Consider the following 14578-nt stretch of genomic DNA (forward strand, 5'->3'; position numbering starts at 1 on the left):
CCTATGACCACGGAGACGACCTTCCCCTCGCGGCTCGCCGCCCTGCTCCCCTCGCGGCTCGCCGCCCCGCTCCGCTCCCGCTGGGCGGCGCTTGGCGTGCTGTCGGCGACGATGCTGATGACGATCCTGGACGGCAGCATCGTGACCGTCGCGGCCCCCGCCATCCAGGACGATCTCGGCTTCTCCCCCGCCGGGCTCAGCTGGATCATGAACGCCTACCTGATCCCGCTCGGCGGCCTGCTGCTCCTCGCCGGACGGCTCGGCGACCTCATCGGCCGCCGCACGCTGTTCCTCGTCGGGAACGCCGTCTTCACGGCGGCGTCCCTGCTGGCGGGCGCGGCCACCACGTCCGGCCTGCTGATCGCGGCGCGCCTGCTGCAGGGCGTCGGCAGCGCGCTGGCCTCGGCGGTCGTGCTCGGCATCCTGGTGACGCTGTTCACCGGCGCCCGCGAGCGGGCCAAGGCCATCGGGATCTTCAGCTTCACCGGCGCGGCGGGCGCGTCCATCGGGCAGGTGCTCGGCGGCGTCCTCACCGACGCGCTGAGCTGGCACTGGATCTTCCTGATCAACCTGCCGATCGGCCTCGCCACCATGCTGCTCGCCCTCCCGGCGCTCCCCCGCGACCGCGGCATCGGCCTCGCCGCCGGCGCCGACCTCGCCGGCGCGCTGCTCGTCACGTCCGGGCTGATGCTCGGCATCTACACCGTCGTCAAGGTCGAGGGCCACGGCTGGGTCTCCCCGCACACGCTGGGCCTCGGCGCGGTGTCCCTGCTCCTCCTCGCGGGCTTCGCCGTCCGGCAGGCGCGGGCCGCGACCCCGCTGATGCCGCTGCGGATCCTGCGCTCCCGCAACGTGTCGGGCGCGTACGCGGTCCAGTTGCTCACCCTGTCGGCGATGTTCTCGTTCCAGGTGATCGTCGCCCTCTACATGCAGCAGGTCCTCGGGTACAGCGCGCTCGACACCGGCCTGGCGATGCTGCCTGCGGCGCTGGCGATCGGCACGGTGTCGCTGTTCGTGTCGGCGCGCCTGTCGAACCGCATCGGTGAGCGGTCCGTGCTGATGATCGGGCTGGTGCTGCTGATCGGCGCGATGGCGTGGCTCACGACCGTCCCGGTGGACGCCGACTACGTCACCGACCTGCTCCCCGTCTTCGTCCTGGCCGCGGGCGCGGGCCTCGTCCTGCCCTCCCTGACGGGCCTCGGCATGTCGAGCGCACGCCCCGAGGACGCGGGTCTCGCATCGGGCCTGTTCAACACCGTCCAGCAGGTCGGGATGGCGCTCGGCGTCGCGGTCCTGACCACGCTCGCCGCGTCCCGCACCGGCGCCCTCCGCGCGGACGGGCACGACACCGCCACCGCGCTCACCGGCGGCTACCACCTGGCGTTCGGGATCTCCGCCGGCCTCCTGACCGCCGCACTCGCCGTCGCGCTCTTCGTCCTGCGGCGCCCGAACCCCCCGGCGGCCACCGCGTCCGGCACGTCCGCCACCGACCCCGTGCACACCAACATCTGAAGGAGGCGCGGATGACCGAGTACGGCACCGTCCCGGCCGGGCAGCGGCACGGCGGGCAGCGGGACGGCGGACAGCGGGACCGCGGGCAGGGGGCGGGTTAGTGGGGCAGGACCAGCAGGAGCAGCGGCAGCCCCGCGATGACCGGGACGGCGACGGACGCGGCGACGCGGACCTTCCGGGACGCCGGCTGCGGCTCCAGCAGCCGGTTCACCCGCACCATCACCGGGATGTCGCCGTGCGCGACCCCGAGGGTCCCGGACGGGGCGGCGGCGGGGCGGGCGGCGGCGAAGCGCAGCAGCGCGGTCGCCAGCTCGCGGGCCGGGCGGCCGTGCCGGGCGCGGTCGTCGGCGGCCATCTCGATCAGCAGCTCCACCGCGTCCAGGCACCGTCCGACCAGCCGGAACTGGGGGAACACCTGGCGCAGCGACGTGAACGGCAGCAGCACCAGGTCGTGCCGCTCGCGCGCGTGCGCGCGCTCGTGCGCGAGGACCGCGGCCAGCTCGCCGCGGTCGAGCAACTCCAGCGTCCCGGCGCTGACGACGACCTTGTGCGAGCGGACGCCCGGCACGCAGTACGCGGCGGCGCCGGGATGGTCGAGGACGAGGGTGCCGGGCACCGACGAGTCGCGGCGCGACACCAGCGCGAGCAGCGCCCGGTGTCGGCGCCGGGCCCGCACGACCCGCAGCACCGCGAACATCAGCATGACCAGCAGCACGCCGGTCAGGCTGATCGCGCCGAGCAGCGCGGCGACCTGGACGGCGCCGAGCCGGGCGGCCTGGTCGTCGTAGAGGCCGGGCAGCCCGCCGAGGACGCCCTTGCGGTATGGGAGGAGGGCGAGGCCGAGGAGCGCGCCGATCGTGGCGACGCCCCAGCACAGCCCGAGGGCCTGCCAGAGCGCGATCCCGATGCGGGGAGCCCGCCACGTCCACCGGGCACGGGACAGGAAGTGCGCCCCGCCGACGGTCCCCAGTGAGATCAATGCGAGCAGGGCGGCGCCGGTCATGCGGGTGGTTCCTTGCTCATGAGACCGGCGAGGGTCTGCCGGATCACGTCGACCTCGTCCCGCGAGACGGACCGGACGAAGTGCGCGAGCGCCGCGTCCCGGTCACCGGTCTCGTTCAGGGCGCCCAGCATCAGCTCGGTCACGTACATCTCGCGGCTCGCGACCGGGTGGTAGCGCCACGCGCGGCCGTCGCGCTCGCGCTCGAGGAAGTTCTTCTTGGCAAGCCTGTCCAGCACGGTCATGACCGTAGTGTGCGCGAGGTCCCGGTCGCTAGCGAGCGCGCGGCTCACGTCACGCGCCGTCGCCGCCTGGTGGCCGGCGTCCTCCCGCGCCCACAGGACCTCCATGACCGTGCGTTCAAGCTCTCCCAGACCCTTCACGCCTTTAAGGTTATCCGACCGAGACCGAGGTCACCACGTCAGGTAGTACTACCGCCCGTAGGGGGCGCGACGAGCCCCAGCTCGTAGGCGATGATGACGAGCTGGACGCGGTCGCGGGCGTCGAGTTTGGCGAGCAGGCGGGCGACGTGCGCCTTGGCGGTCGCCACGCTGATGTAAAGCTCCTCGGCGATCTCCTGGTTGGACATGCCGCGTCCGACCAGGGTCAGGACTTCGCGCTCGCGCCCGGTGACCCCGTCGATCCGCTCGGGCCCCCGGCGTCCCGCCGGTTCGGGACGAGCGGCGAACTCCTCGATCAGCCGCTTGGTGACGCCGGGCGCGATGAGCCCGTCGCCCCGGGCGACGACGCGGATCGCCGCGAGGATCTCCTCCAGCGCCATGTCCTTGACGAGGAACCCGCTGGCGCCCGCCCTCAGCGAACCGTAGACGTACTCGTCGTCGTCGAACGTGGTCAGCATGATGACGTGGGCGGTCGTGATGCGGCGCGTGGCCTCGATGCCGTCCATGCCGGGCATGCGGATGTCCATGACGACGACATCGGGCTGGACGTCCTCCACCAGCGCGACCGCCTCGGCCCCCGTCCCGGCCTCGCCGACGATCTCCAGGTCGGGGGTGTCGGCGATGAGGACGCGCAGCCCCGCGCGGATCAGCGGCTGGTCATCGGCGAGGACGACACGGATCGTCACCGGCCCTCCAGCGGTATCCGCGCCGCCACCCGGAACCCGCCCCCGGGGCGCGGCCCGGCGGCGAACTCCCCGCGCAGGAGGGAGACGCGCTCCCGCATCCCGACGAGCCCGTACCCGGTGCCGACCATGCCGCCGTGCCCGTCGTCCGCCACCTCGATGGCCAGCTCGCCGTCGCGGTGGTCGATCGTCACGCGGCAATGGTCCGTGCCCGCGTGCCGGACGACGTTCGTGACCGCCTCCTGGACGATCCGGTACGCGGAAAGGTCGACATCGGGCGGGAGGGGCCTGCGTTCGCCCTTCATACGGATGTCGACCCGGACGCCGGCGTCCGCCGTCGCCTCCGCGAGGCTCGCCATGTCGTCCAGCCCGGGAGTCGGGCCGAGCGGGACGGTTCCCGCGCCGTCCCGGCGGAGCGCGGTGAGCATCCGCCGCAACCCGGACAGGGTCTCGCGGCTGGTGGCCTCGATGGCGTCCAGCGCGTTGCGGGCCTCCCCCGGCTGGGTGTCGATCACCCGTCCGCCCACGCCGGCCTGGATCGCGATGATGCCGATGCTGTGCGCGACCATGTCGTGCAGCTCGCGCGCGATCCGGAGCCGCTCCGCCGCGACCGCCTGAGCCGTCGCCTGCACGCGCATCGCCTCGGCATGCACCCGGCGCACCTGGATCGAGTTGCCCGCCATCCAGGTGATGGCCATCGCCAGGATGAGCGTCATCGGGAGCACTTCGTTCGCGGACAGGAACGCGGAGATGGACAGCCCCTGGAGCACGAACGTCACGGCGGCGACGGAGACCGAGACCTTCCGCGGACGGGTGACCGCGATGTAGCCGACCGAGACGTCGGTGAACAGGACCAGCAGGCCGACGACCGTCCCGTTGGGCATCTCCAGCACGGCGAGGATCCAGGCGGCGAGCAGGACCGCGTGGGCGGGCAGCGGGTTCCGCCTCAGCAGCGCCATGACCAGGACGGTGAGAACGGCGGAGACAGCGATGAAGCCGTCCTCGAAGCCGGCCCTCCCGGCGGAGACGGTGACGTACAGCACGCCGGGGTAGAGGAGGGCGCCGCACCAGGCCAGCACCGTCCCCGTGATGCGGCGGACTCGGCGCAGCGGCAGGGCGGACATGCGCCGATCGTAACCGCGGCCCCTCCCGGGCACATTGGCCCAGAGGCGTAATCCCACGGGCTACAGGCGCCATTCACAAATGTGTTCGACAGCCCGATGACCGCCGACAGGTGCGACCGGCACCGTTACTTGACATGAAGCGCTCGGCGTCATTGGTGCTGGTGATACAAGTCCTGGCAATCGTGGTCTTCTCCATCGGGTACGACTCGCTGGACTTCCGCATCTACTGGCTGGGAGGCCACGCCATAACGGATGGCGCCGCCCTCTACCAGGAGCAGCTCGCCGACCACTGGTTCACCAACACCCCTTTCATGGCGGCCTTGTTCACACCTTTCTCCGAACTGCCGCTGACCTTCGCGCGCCTGCTGTGGCAACTGGCCTCGCTGGCGGCCTTCGTCTGGGCATGCCGGACGACGCTCCGGCTGACCGGCCGCCGCGTCCCGATCGTGGTGGTGGTGGCCGCCGGCCTCCTTCTGGAACCGGTCTGGCACACATTCTTCCTGGGCCAGGTCAACCTTTTCCTGCTGGCTCTCGTCCTCGCGGACATGCACCGGGCCGCCCTCGGCCGCCCCTCCGGAATCGGCATCGGCATAGCGACCGCGATCAAGTTGACCCCGGCCGTCTTCGTGGTCGTCCTCCTGATGACACGGCGGACACGGGACGCCGCCACGGCCACCGCGACCTTCGCCACCTGCACGGCACTCGCCTACCTGATCAACCCGGACGCGTCCCGCACCTACTGGCTGCACACCTTCTACGACACGTCCCGCGTGGGCGTCCCGTACATCAGCAACCAATCCCCCTACGGCGCGCTGACCCGAATCCTGTGGCGAACGACGGAGGTAGGCGACTGGTACACCGCCATTCCCATCACCATCGGCATATTCGGCCTAACGATCGCCGCCCTATGGGCACGACGGGGCGACTGGCTGGCCGCCACGGCGGTAACCGGAATGACCGGCCTGCTGGTATCCCCCATCTCATGGGCGCACCACTGGGTATGGGTCATCCCCGCCTTGGCAGTACTACTCCGCGACAACAACCGCAAGACCGCCCTGGCGATCTACGCCGTCTTCGCGCTCTCGCCACTCTGGTGGACACCCCACAACGGCCATCCGCTCGAATACGGCTTCCACGCACTGCTGACACCGGTGGCGAACTGCTATCTGCTGGCCGGTGCCTTCTTCCTGGCCCACATGGCGATCCGACTTCGCGCCATCCCCGCTCTTCCTAACGTTAGCGGTCGCGGTCGGGGTCGGGATCCGGGCTGGTCAGGGGCAGGCGACGCGGCGGTGGGTACGGCAGGGGACGCCGGTCGCCGGCCGTGATGCCGTCGAGGGCCAGTTCGAGGTAGCGGCGCCAGGCCAGCGGCTCGGTGACCAGCAGCGGCGCCGCCGTGTGCTGGATACCGCTCAGCAGCAGGACGACATCCGTGCCGGTGACGTCCGGCCGGACGGCGCCCTGGTCCCGGGCGCGGGAGGTGAGCCGTTCGGCGACGTCGCCCAGGCGGTGGATCGCCTCGCGCACCTGCTCGCTCTGCAGGGACGGGCGGCCGACGACCTCGCAGAACGCCCGGTCCCTGACGAAGATCTCCACCCCGGCGGCCATGAAGTCCCGCAGCGCGCCGCCGGGGTCGTCGGCCTCCAGCAGCGCGGTGGCGGTGCCCTCAAGTTCGTCCAGCATGCCGAGCATGATCGCCGCCAGCAGGTCGGCCTTGGAGGAGAAGTGCCGGAAGACCGTGCCCTTGCCCACGCCCGCCCACTGCGCGATCTCGCCGATGGACACCTCGACACCGTGCTCGGCGAACGCCCTGGACGCGGCGTCCAGCAGCAGCCGGCGGTTGCGCACCGCGTCGCTGCGCGACGGGACGGGCGGCGTAGTCCGGGTCATGGGCCTCCTTCCTGCGCTCAGTCTACCTAAGGTGACCACATGGTCCGATTAACGAGCGACAAGCTATCGAGTGACACGGATGCGCGAATGCCGTGGTGTACGGGCCTCGTCGGACGGTACGGGGTCAGAGCGGCATGTTGAGGGCGGACAGCACGGCGCGCGGGTACCGCTCGCCGCGTGCCGCGCCGGGCGGCACCGCCTTCTCGATCTCGGCGAGGTCGTCCGCGGTGAGGTCGAGTTCCGCAGCGGGCAGCGCCTCGGCCAGCCGCTCGCGGGTGCGGGCGCCGACCAGCGGCACGATGTCGTCGCCCTGCGCGGCCACCCAGGCGATGACCAGCTGGGCGACGGTGCATCCCTTCGCCTCGGCGATCCGCCGCAGCGCGTCCACGAGCGCGAGGTTGTGCTCCACGTTCCCGCTGGAGAACCTCGGGCTCGCACCCCGGCTGTCGCCGGGCCCCGAGGAGTGCCCGGCGGACCAGTGTCCGGAGATCAGCCCCCGGCCGAGGACGCCGTACGCGGTCAGGCCGATGCCGAGTTCCCGCAGCGTGGGCAGGATGTCCGACTCCACCCCGCGGAAGATCAGCGAGTACTCGATCTGCAGGTCGGCGACCGGATGCACGGCGTGCGCCCGGCGGATCGTCTCCGCGTCGACCTCCGAGAGCCCGAGGTGCCGCACGTGCCCGGCGTCGATCATCTCCTTGACCGCGCCCACCGTCTCCTCGATCGGCACCGCCGGGTCCAGCCGCGCGGGACGGTAGATGTCGATGTGATCGGTGCCGAGCCGCCCCAGCGAGTACGCCAGGAAGTTCTTCACCGCTTCGGGACGTCCGTCGACACCGCCGAATTCGGAGCCCGGCCCGCGCAGCATCCCGAACTTGACGCTCAGCCTGTAGTCGTCCCGCCGACGGCCGCGCAGCGCCTCGGCGAGCAGCAGCTCGTTGTGCCCCATGCCGTAGAAGTCGCCGGTGTCGATCAGCGTGACACCGGCGTCCAGCGCGGCGTGGACGGTCGCGACGCTCTCCGCGCGGTCCGCCTCGCCGTACGCGCCCGACATGCCCATAGCGCCCAGGCCCAGCGTGGAAACCGCCGGACCGCCGCTGCCCAAAGTCCGTGTCCGCATCATGTTCTCCCTTCCGCCTTCAACCCTGCGCCAGTGTCCGGACGTGCGAAAGCGGAGCGTTCATCGTGGGAGAGCCGCTCCCTGGCTAACGCGGCCGTCCGCGAGCGACCATGGGGGTATGCAACGTGACCAGCTCGCCGACTTCCTGCGACGCCGCCGGGAGGCGATCCGCCCGGCCGAGGTGGGCCTCGCCGCCGGTCCCCGCCGCCGGACGTCGGGCTTGCGGCGCGAGGAGGTGGCGATGCTCGCCGGCATGTCGGCGGACTACGTCGTCCGCCTGGAGCAGGGCCGCAGCAGCCAGCCCTCGCCGCAGCTGCTCGGCGCCCTGGCCCGTGCGCTGCGCCTGTCCGACGACGAGCGCGGCCACCTGTTCCATCTCGCCGGGCACCAGCCGCCGCCCGCCGACGGGGCGGCTCGGCTGGCCCGCGCCGGGCTGGTTCGCATGCTCGACCTGCTCGGCGACACCCCCGCCCTCGTCGTGTCGGACCTCGGCGAGGTCCTCGCCCAGAACCGCGCGGCCGTCCTCCTGCTGGGCGACCACACCGGCTTCTCCGGCGACCGCCGCTACGTCCTGTACCGGTGGTTCACCGAGCCCGACGCCCGCGCGGTCTGCCCGCCGGACCAGCGGGAGGACCACTCCCGCCAGCTCGTGGCCGACCTGCGCGCGGTCGCCGGCCGCCGCGCCGGCGACCCGGTCGTCACCGGGCTCATCGACCGGCTGCGGGCCGCGAGCGCCGACTTCCGCCGCCTCTGGGCCCAGCACGAAGTCGCCGTCCACCGCGCCGACCGCAAGACCGTGCGGCATCCGCGCGTGGGCGGCCTGCTGGTGGACTGCGAGACCCTCGTCACTCCCGACCACCGCCAGCAGCTGCTCGTGCTCACCCCGGCGGACGCCGAGGCCCGCGAACGGCTCGAACTGCTGCGCGTCCTCGGCATCGAGGAATTCCCCACGGACGCCCCGGCCCCGGCCTCGCCCGCCCCGGCCCGAGACGCACCGAGCACGAGCACTTAGACGGTCGGTCTTCGCCTCGTCCGGTTCGGCCGGGGGTGTCAGCCGTGTGAGGGTGCGGGGTGGCGCGGGGTCTGTTGCAGTGCGGCGGGATTCAGCAAGCTCAGGTAGTCGCTGAGCTGGGCGGCGCCCTTGAGCATCGCCAGCCCCTGCACGGTCAGTTTTCGTTGCCAGTCGTCCAGAGACCGGGCGAGCGCGTCGGTACCTCCGGCGGTTCGGATCTGCTGGACGACGGCGGCTATGTGGTCGAGCAGGTATCCCCCGCGCCTGAGCAGATGCGCGAGTTCGGCGTCGCGGATGTCGGCCGCGCGGAAGACGCGGTACCCGGTGGCGGGATCCCTTGCCGGGACGATGATGCCGGCGTCCTCCCAGTTGCGCAGGGTCGCCGCGGTGACGCCGAGCCGATGCGCGAGGTCCCCGATGGTCCGGATACGGGGGTCGTCGGGATGCTCCATGGCCGTGCCGGGCTCCGCCGTCAGGTGGTCGACCGCCTGCCGCACCGAACCGAGGGTGTCCCGGTCGCGGAGCAGCTGATGGTGGCCCCGATCGATGATCGCCAGAGCGTCGTCGAGCCGGTCGCCGTGGACGGCGGTCATGACCTGGCCGGCCGCCGAGTACCCATGGGCGGGGACGAGCGACAGGTAGGCGCGGAGCGCCGCCGCGTGCGTCTCGGTGTAGACCCGGTAACCGCTGGCGGTGCGATCCGCCGAGGGGATGAACCCGTCCCGCTCGTAGTTGCGGACGGCCTGCGCCGAGATGCCGTGCTCCCGCGCGAGATCGACCGGTCGCAAAGTGATCACCCGTTTGAGACTTTGAAGCATGGCCGTCTGTGCACCGCTCCGAAAGTATCAACTGATTCAGCGGAGAGCCTCCCGACAGCTCAGGCCACGGCTCCGGCCGCGCGCCCGGGGCCAGGGCGGCCGGGACCCCGGGCGGCCGGAGCCGAGCTGCCGCTTAACGTGTCAGGACGCGTCTGAAGGACAGGGCGAGAAGAAGGGCCGCCGCGACGAGGAGGCCGCTCGCCCAGACCGGTCCGAGGGCGGCGAGATCGGTGCCGAGGGCGGCAGCTGCGAACAGCGGCCCCACGACGGCGCCCACGTTGAGCGCCGCCGTCGCATACGAGCCGCCCATGGTCGGCGCCCCCGCCGCCTCGTACAGGACGCGCGCGATCAGCGTGCTCCCCAGCGCGAACGACAACGCCCCCTGGACGAAGACGAGGACGAGCAACGCGACCGGGTTCGCGGCGAGGGTGCCCAGGGCGGCCCAGCCGAGCAGCAGAAGCGGCCCGCCGACCGCCAGGACGAGGCCCGGACGCTTGTCCGACAGACGTCCGGCGGTGGTGACGCCGGCGAACGAACCGAGTCCGAACAGCACCAGCACGGCGGGCACCCAGAGCGGAGCCAGCCCGGCGATGCCGGTGACGATGGGCGCGAGGAAGGTGAACGTTCCGAAGGTCGCCGCGTTCACCAGCGCACCGAGCAGCATGACGAGGATCAGCCGCGGCCTCCGCAGCTGGGCGAGTTCGACCCGCAGTTCGGGCCCGTCCGCCGCGTCCGACCGTCCCGTGAGCGGGGGAAGGCCCCGCAGCACACCGACGGCGGCGGGCAGGCACAGGACGGCCACCGCCCAGAACGCGGCCCGCCATCCGAGCAGCTCGCCGAGGACCGCACCGCCCGGAACACCGGCGATGGTGGCGGCCGTCGTGCCGGACAGCAGCACGCCCAGCGCACGTCCCTTCCGGTCCGGTGGGACGAGGGTGGCGGCGACCGCCAGCGCGACCGCGAGGAATCCAGCGTTCGCGAGCGCCGCGACGACCCGGGTCGCGAACAGGACCGGGAAGCTCCCGGTCACGGCCCCGGCGACGTGCGCGGCGAGGAACAGGCAGGTGAAACCGACGAGGCTGGAGCGTCCCGGCCAGTTGCGGGCGAGCGCCGCCATCGGCGGGGCGCCGGCGACCATCCCGATCGCGAACGCCGAGGTGAGCAGGCCCGCCGTCCCGACGGAGACGCCGAGATCCGCGGCGATGTCCGGCAGCAGGCCGGCGAGCATGAATTCCGACGTGCCCATGGCGAAGACGGCCACGGCGAGCAGGTAGAGAGGAAGAGGCACCGAATGGCTCCGAGGTGAGGCGAGAACGGGCGGATCGTCGTCTCGTCACCGCGGTCAGCAGCCCGGAAGACCGCCCGGCCGCACACACCGCAGAGCAGCGCACCGCAGCAGAACACCGCAGTTCAGTGCGGAGCTGGGCGGTGCGGAGAATGGCGGGGCAGGCCGAAGTGCTTCAGTGGTTCACGGGGCTGACGGGTGACCGACAGCCCCCGTCCTGGACGCTTCGGGGCTCCTCATGCAGACCACGATACTCAACCCGGCCGCGTCGTCGCACACCAATGATCCGCGCGCAGACCGCCTGTGCCGTACGGCGCCAACGACCCCTGCCACCAGCCGCGGAAGGGGTCTTCCTTGCACGAGGCGGCCTCCGACGCGCCGTTGTCGGGTATCCCGGCAAGGCCGCGGCATCCTCGTCCCGCTCTGGCGATCTCGTGCGTCTGGAGTCGCTGTTACGGTTTCTCGATGGGAGACCCGCCTATGACGTCCACCACTTTCCCTATCGGCGGCAGTATCGAGGTTCGGCGGCTCGGATTCGGGGCCATGAAGCTGCCGACCGATCCCGGGAATGCGCGCGAGAACTCGATTGCGGTGGTCCGGCGTGCCGTCGAACTGGGTGTGACGCTGATCGACACCGCCTACTTGTACGGCTGGGGCGCCAACGAGGAACTGCTGGTCGAGGCGCTGTACCCGTTCCCGGACGAGGTGCTGGTCACCACGAAGGTGGGCGTCGTCCCGCCGGACCCACCGCGCGACGCGGCCCTGTGCGGACGGCCCGAGATCCTCCGGGACCAGGTCGAGCGGGCCCTGCGCCGGCTCCGCGTCGACCGGCTGGACCTGCTCCAACTGCACCGCGTCGACCCGGAGGTTCCGCTCGCCGACCAGGTCGGGACGCTCGGCGAGCTCCAGGACGAGGGCAAGATCGACCACATCGGGCTGTCCGAGGTCACCGTCGCCCAACTCGGCCAGGCGCGGCGGATCGTCGACATCGCGAGCGTGCAGAACCGCTACAACGTGCTCGACCGCGAGCACGACCCGGTCCTCGATGCCTGCACCGAGGCGGGGATCGCGTTCCTGCCCTGGCGGCCCGTCCACCCGGCGACCACGGCAGGCGGCAACACGGATGTGACCGGTATCGCCGACGTCGCGGGCGAACTCGGCGCCACCCCGGCCCAGGTGGCCCTCGCCTGGCTGCTCGAACGCTCGCCGGTCGTCCTGCCCATTCCCGGGACCTCGTCGATCGAGCATCTGGAGGAGAACCTCGCCGCGGCGGCCCTGCACCTGAACGACCACCAGCGACGCCGCCTCGACGCCGCGGCCGACGCCGTGAAGGTACAGCGGTAGCGGTACAGGACGCCGACGATCCGGCGGCGGAGCTGGACGGTCATGGCCAGCCGGCGCCCGGGACGTCCACCTCGGTGGCGAGAATCCGGCCGGATCCGGGCGTCACCGGGTCCGGCTCGGTCATGCCGCGCCATTCTGCGGCGGTGATGAACAAGGTTCTGCGGGCCGGGCCGCCCAGCGCGCAGGCGAAGCCGCCGCGGTCGAGGCGGACGGTCCGCAGGACCCGGCCTCCCTCGGCGACGCGCACGCAGCACCGGTTGGGGACGTCTGCGTACCAGACGGCGTCCTCCGCATCGACGCAGATTCCGTCCGGGGCGGCGCCCTCGCCCAGATCGGCCCAGATCCGGCGGCCCGACAGCGTGCCGTCCGCGCCGATGTCGAACGCCACGAGACTGTGGCCGTAGGAGTCCGCGACGATCAGCGTGGTGTTGTCGGACGTCACCGCCATCCCGTTGGGGAACGCGATGCCGTCCGCGACCTGGCGGACGGAGCCGTTCCCCGCGACCAGCCACACCGACCCCTCATTCGACGACTCCCCTGTCATCGGGTCGAAGCCGACCTCGTTGACGTAGATGTTGCCGCGCCCGTCGGCGACGACGTCGTTCCAGGCCGCCCGGCCGAGGCCGGCGTGGACGGCCAGGGCTCCGTCCGGTTCCCGGCGCAGCAGCAGGCCGTCCGCGGAGGAGACGAGCACGAGCCGGCCGTCCGGGAGCCAGGCGGTGCAGAGCGGCAGCGACTTCACCCGCGCCACGACCTCGACGCCCCCGGCCCCGGCACCCCCGGCCCCGGCGCCCCCCACCTCGGCACCGCCCGCTTCGGCATCGCCCACCTCGACGTCGCCCGCCAAGGCGACGACCTCGCCGGCCGACCAGTCGGAGAAGTACAGCCGATCACCGTGCCAGCGCGGCGACTCCACCAGCCCGCGGCCGTCCAGCAGTGTCCGAACCTCACTCATCGCCCGTTCCTCCTTTTCGCGGGTGTCCCACCCGCTATACGAACGGACTCGGCCGGGATCGACACCTCCCCCCGCAGCGATCCGGCGAACCCGCCCAGTACACACTGGAGAGCTTCCGAGTGTGTATCGTGTGCCGCATGGCGAGACTCAACATCACGCTGCCCGACGAGCTTGCCGCCACGTTGCAGGGGCTCGCCGAGGACAAGAAGATCGCCTCGGTGTCCGGGTTCCTCGCGGACGGGGCGCGCCTCAAGCTGGCCTTCCTGCGGGACTCCTCGACCATCGACGACCTGTTCGGCCCACCGAGCCCGGACGAGCAGGCCATGGTGGACCGGCTGGTCGAACGCGGCGCGCCGGACCGCCGGGACGTCGCGTGATCACCGGTCACGTCTTCGACGCGACCGCCCTCCTGGACCTCGCCACCGGCAAGACGATCTACGTCCGCGCCCGGCTGCGCGCGTCCATCGCCCAGCACGCGACCATCGTGATCCCCGCCACCGCGCTCGCCCGCGCGTGGCAGATCGTCCCGGACCACGGCCGCACCGTCCTGGAGCGCCTGCCCGGCATGCAGGTCGTCCACGTCGACGACCTCGACGACGTGATCGCGCAGCAGACCGGGCTGCTCGTGACCACGATCCCCAACCTCGGGATGGACGCCGCGCAGGCCGCGTGGTCCGCCCGCTGGCGGCGCTGGCCGCTGATCACCGCCGACCCCGACGTCTACGAGGCCGTCCCCGGCGTCCGGGTCGAGCAGATCCCCTGACAGCCGTCCCCGGCGCCCTCGTCGCCCCCGTCGCGCCCGGTATGCCGTTTACGGTGCTCGACCGGGGTACGGGGCCCGCATGACGACATCTGGCGACCGGGGTCTGCTGCACATCTATCTGACCGATCACTTCGCGGCGGCCGCGGGCGGGGTGGCGCTGGCCCGCCGGGTCGCGCGCTCGCACCGCGACACGGCCGACGCGGAGCGGCTGAAGCGCCTCGCCGGCGACATCGCCGCCGACCGCGGGGCACTGCTGTCGATCCTGCGGTCGCTGGGGATGCCGGCCCGCCGGTACAAGAGCATGGCGGTGTGGGCGGCCGAGAAGGGCGGCCGGCTGAAGCTCAACGGCCGGCTGATCAGCCGCTCCCCGCTCAGCGACCTGGTGGAGGTCGAGGCGCTCCGCCTTGCCGTCGAGGGCAAGGCCGCCGGATGGCGCACCCTGCTCACCGCCGCCGACCACGAACCGGGGCTGGACGCCGACCGCCTGCGCACCCTCCTGGAACGCGCCACCGCCCAGATCGCACTCCTCGACGAACTCCACACGAAGGCCGCCAACCAGGCATTCCAGGAGCCGCAGAAGACCCACCCCACCCCCGCACACTCCCGCTGAGGCTCCCCAGTCGCGTTGACCTGCGGCGTGTTGTTGTTATGCGGCTGCTCATAACAACAAC

At 72.1% G+C, this 14578-nt stretch carries 16 protein-coding genes; 7 read left to right on the forward strand and 9 right to left on the reverse strand.

From position 1 onward, the window contains the following. Positions 1-3 precede the first annotated feature (3 nt). Positions 4-1512, forward strand: coding sequence for a DHA2 family efflux MFS transporter permease subunit (locus ABZ806_RS18215; RefSeq protein WP_500218466.1), 1509 nt, complete (start codon positions 4-6; stop codon positions 1510-1512). A 97-nt stretch (positions 1513-1609) separates the two neighbouring features. Here the strand turns inward: ABZ806_RS18215 and ABZ806_RS18220 are convergent, their stop codons facing one another. From ABZ806_RS18220 to ABZ806_RS18235, 4 genes are read right to left on the reverse strand one after another with little or no spacing between them, the layout of a single operon-like run. After that, positions 1610-2515: a M56 family metallopeptidase gene (locus ABZ806_RS18220; RefSeq protein ID WP_500218467.1), complete on the reverse strand. Its 906-nt coding sequence runs from the start codon at positions 2513-2515 to the stop codon at positions 1610-1612. Further along, positions 2512-2895 carry a BlaI/MecI/CopY family transcriptional regulator gene (locus ABZ806_RS18225; RefSeq protein ID WP_500218468.1) on the reverse strand — a complete coding sequence of 128 codons (384 nt, stop codon included), beginning with the start codon at positions 2893-2895 and terminating at the stop codon, positions 2512-2514. Before ABZ806_RS18225 ends, ABZ806_RS18220 begins: the two co-directional genes overlap by 4 nt. 38 nt (positions 2896-2933) lie before the next feature. Beyond that, entirely contained in the window at positions 2934-3599 is a 666-nt protein-coding gene (locus ABZ806_RS18230; RefSeq protein ID WP_500218469.1) for a response regulator, read from the reverse strand. After that, positions 3596-4720, reverse strand: a complete 1125-nt coding sequence (locus ABZ806_RS18235) for a sensor histidine kinase (RefSeq protein WP_500218470.1) — start codon at positions 4718-4720, stop codon at positions 3596-3598. Before ABZ806_RS18235 ends, ABZ806_RS18230 begins: the two co-directional genes overlap by 4 nt. Positions 4721-4854: 134 nt before the next feature. On the opposite strand from ABZ806_RS18235, the gene ABZ806_RS18240 reads away from it, so the two are divergent. Then, entirely contained in the window at positions 4855-6048 is a 1194-nt protein-coding gene (locus ABZ806_RS18240; protein WP_500218471.1) for a glycosyltransferase 87 family protein, read from the forward strand. Here ABZ806_RS18240 and ABZ806_RS18245 read toward each other — a convergent pair. Both ABZ806_RS18245 and ABZ806_RS18250 read right to left on the reverse strand, forming a co-directional pair. Further along, complete coding sequence (locus ABZ806_RS18245) at positions 5957-6610, reverse strand: TetR/AcrR family transcriptional regulator (protein ID WP_500218472.1); 654 nt, start codon at positions 6608-6610, stop codon at positions 5957-5959. The two genes, ABZ806_RS18240 and ABZ806_RS18245, sit on opposite strands and share 92 nt — an antisense overlap. 124 nt (positions 6611-6734) lie before the next feature. After that, positions 6735-7730, reverse strand: coding sequence for an aldo/keto reductase (locus ABZ806_RS18250; protein WP_500218473.1), 996 nt, complete (start codon positions 7728-7730; stop codon positions 6735-6737). Between the two features lie 118 nt (positions 7731-7848). Between ABZ806_RS18250 and ABZ806_RS18255 the strand changes: the two genes are divergently transcribed. Beyond that, positions 7849-8742: a helix-turn-helix transcriptional regulator gene (locus ABZ806_RS18255; RefSeq protein WP_500218474.1), complete on the forward strand. Its 894-nt coding sequence runs from the start codon at positions 7849-7851 to the stop codon at positions 8740-8742. Between the two features lie 38 nt (positions 8743-8780). Here the strand turns inward: ABZ806_RS18255 and ABZ806_RS18260 are convergent, their stop codons facing one another. Both ABZ806_RS18260 and ABZ806_RS18265 read right to left on the reverse strand, forming a co-directional pair. Further along, entirely contained in the window at positions 8781-9539 is a 759-nt protein-coding gene (locus ABZ806_RS18260; RefSeq protein WP_500218475.1) for a TioE family transcriptional regulator, read from the reverse strand. A gap of 154 nt (positions 9540-9693) precedes the next feature. Continuing rightward, positions 9694-10848: a Cmx/CmrA family chloramphenicol efflux MFS transporter gene (locus tag ABZ806_RS18265; protein ID WP_500218476.1), complete on the reverse strand. Its 1155-nt coding sequence runs from the start codon at positions 10846-10848 to the stop codon at positions 9694-9696. A 462-nt stretch (positions 10849-11310) separates the two neighbouring features. Between ABZ806_RS18265 and ABZ806_RS18270 the strand changes: the two genes are divergently transcribed. Beyond that, a complete protein-coding gene (locus ABZ806_RS18270) occupies positions 11311-12189 on the forward strand; it encodes an aldo/keto reductase (protein ID WP_500218477.1) in 879 nt (292 codons plus the stop codon). A 40-nt stretch (positions 12190-12229) separates the two neighbouring features. Here the strand turns inward: ABZ806_RS18270 and ABZ806_RS18275 are convergent, their stop codons facing one another. After that, on the reverse strand, positions 12230-13144 hold the full coding sequence (locus tag ABZ806_RS18275; protein WP_500218478.1) for an SMP-30/gluconolactonase/LRE family protein: 915 nt from the start codon (positions 13142-13144) through the stop codon (positions 12230-12232). 137 nt (positions 13145-13281) lie between these two features. Between ABZ806_RS18275 and ABZ806_RS18280 the strand changes: the two genes are divergently transcribed. From ABZ806_RS18280 to ABZ806_RS18290, 3 genes are all read left to right on the forward strand, one after another. Beyond that, on the forward strand, positions 13282-13521 hold the full coding sequence (locus tag ABZ806_RS18280) for a ribbon-helix-helix domain-containing protein (RefSeq protein ID WP_067634493.1): 240 nt from the start codon (positions 13282-13284) through the stop codon (positions 13519-13521). Continuing rightward, positions 13518-13907, forward strand: coding sequence for a hypothetical protein (locus ABZ806_RS18285; protein ID WP_131944560.1), 390 nt, complete (start codon positions 13518-13520; stop codon positions 13905-13907). The genes ABZ806_RS18280 and ABZ806_RS18285 overlap by 4 nt, the downstream gene beginning before the upstream one ends. Before the next feature lie 79 nt (positions 13908-13986). After that, positions 13987-14517, forward strand: coding sequence for a hypothetical protein (locus ABZ806_RS18290; protein ID WP_500218479.1), 531 nt, complete (start codon positions 13987-13989; stop codon positions 14515-14517). The last annotated feature ends 61 nt before the right edge of the window (positions 14518-14578 follow it).

It is taken from the genome of Spirillospora sp. NPDC047418 (assembly GCF_040643275.1).
Lineage (GTDB): Bacteria > Actinomycetota > Actinomycetes > Streptosporangiales > Streptosporangiaceae > Spirillospora.

Excerpts from the sequence above, each read along its gene's own strand:
- ABZ806_RS18255 (WP_500218474.1), top strand. The coding sequence starts at position 7,849 with ATGCAACGTGACCAGCTCGCCGACTTCCTGCGACGCCGCCGGGAGGCG.
- ABZ806_RS18275 (WP_500218478.1), bottom strand. The coding sequence starts at position 13,144 with ATGAGTGAGGTTCGGACACTGCTGGACGGCCGCGGGCTGGTGGAGTCG.
- ABZ806_RS18240 (WP_500218471.1), top strand. The coding sequence starts at position 4,855 with ATGAAGCGCTCGGCGTCATTGGTGCTGGTGATACAAGTCCTGGCAATC.
- ABZ806_RS18215 (WP_500218466.1), top strand. The coding sequence starts at position 4 with ATGACCACGGAGACGACCTTCCCCTCGCGGCTCGCCGCCCTGCTCCCC.
- ABZ806_RS18270 (WP_500218477.1), top strand. The coding sequence starts at position 11,311 with ATGGGAGACCCGCCTATGACGTCCACCACTTTCCCTATCGGCGGCAGT.
- ABZ806_RS18245 (WP_500218472.1), bottom strand. The coding sequence starts at position 6,610 with ATGACCCGGACTACGCCGCCCGTCCCGTCGCGCAGCGACGCGGTGCGC.
- ABZ806_RS18220 (WP_500218467.1), bottom strand. The coding sequence starts at position 2,515 with ATGACCGGCGCCGCCCTGCTCGCATTGATCTCACTGGGGACCGTCGGC.
- ABZ806_RS18280 (WP_067634493.1), top strand. The coding sequence starts at position 13,282 with ATGGCGAGACTCAACATCACGCTGCCCGACGAGCTTGCCGCCACGTTG.
- ABZ806_RS18250 (WP_500218473.1), bottom strand. The coding sequence starts at position 7,730 with ATGCGGACACGGACTTTGGGCAGCGGCGGTCCGGCGGTTTCCACGCTG.
- ABZ806_RS18235 (WP_500218470.1), bottom strand. The coding sequence starts at position 4,720 with ATGTCCGCCCTGCCGCTGCGCCGAGTCCGCCGCATCACGGGGACGGTG.
- ABZ806_RS18290 (WP_500218479.1), top strand. The coding sequence starts at position 13,987 with ATGACGACATCTGGCGACCGGGGTCTGCTGCACATCTATCTGACCGAT.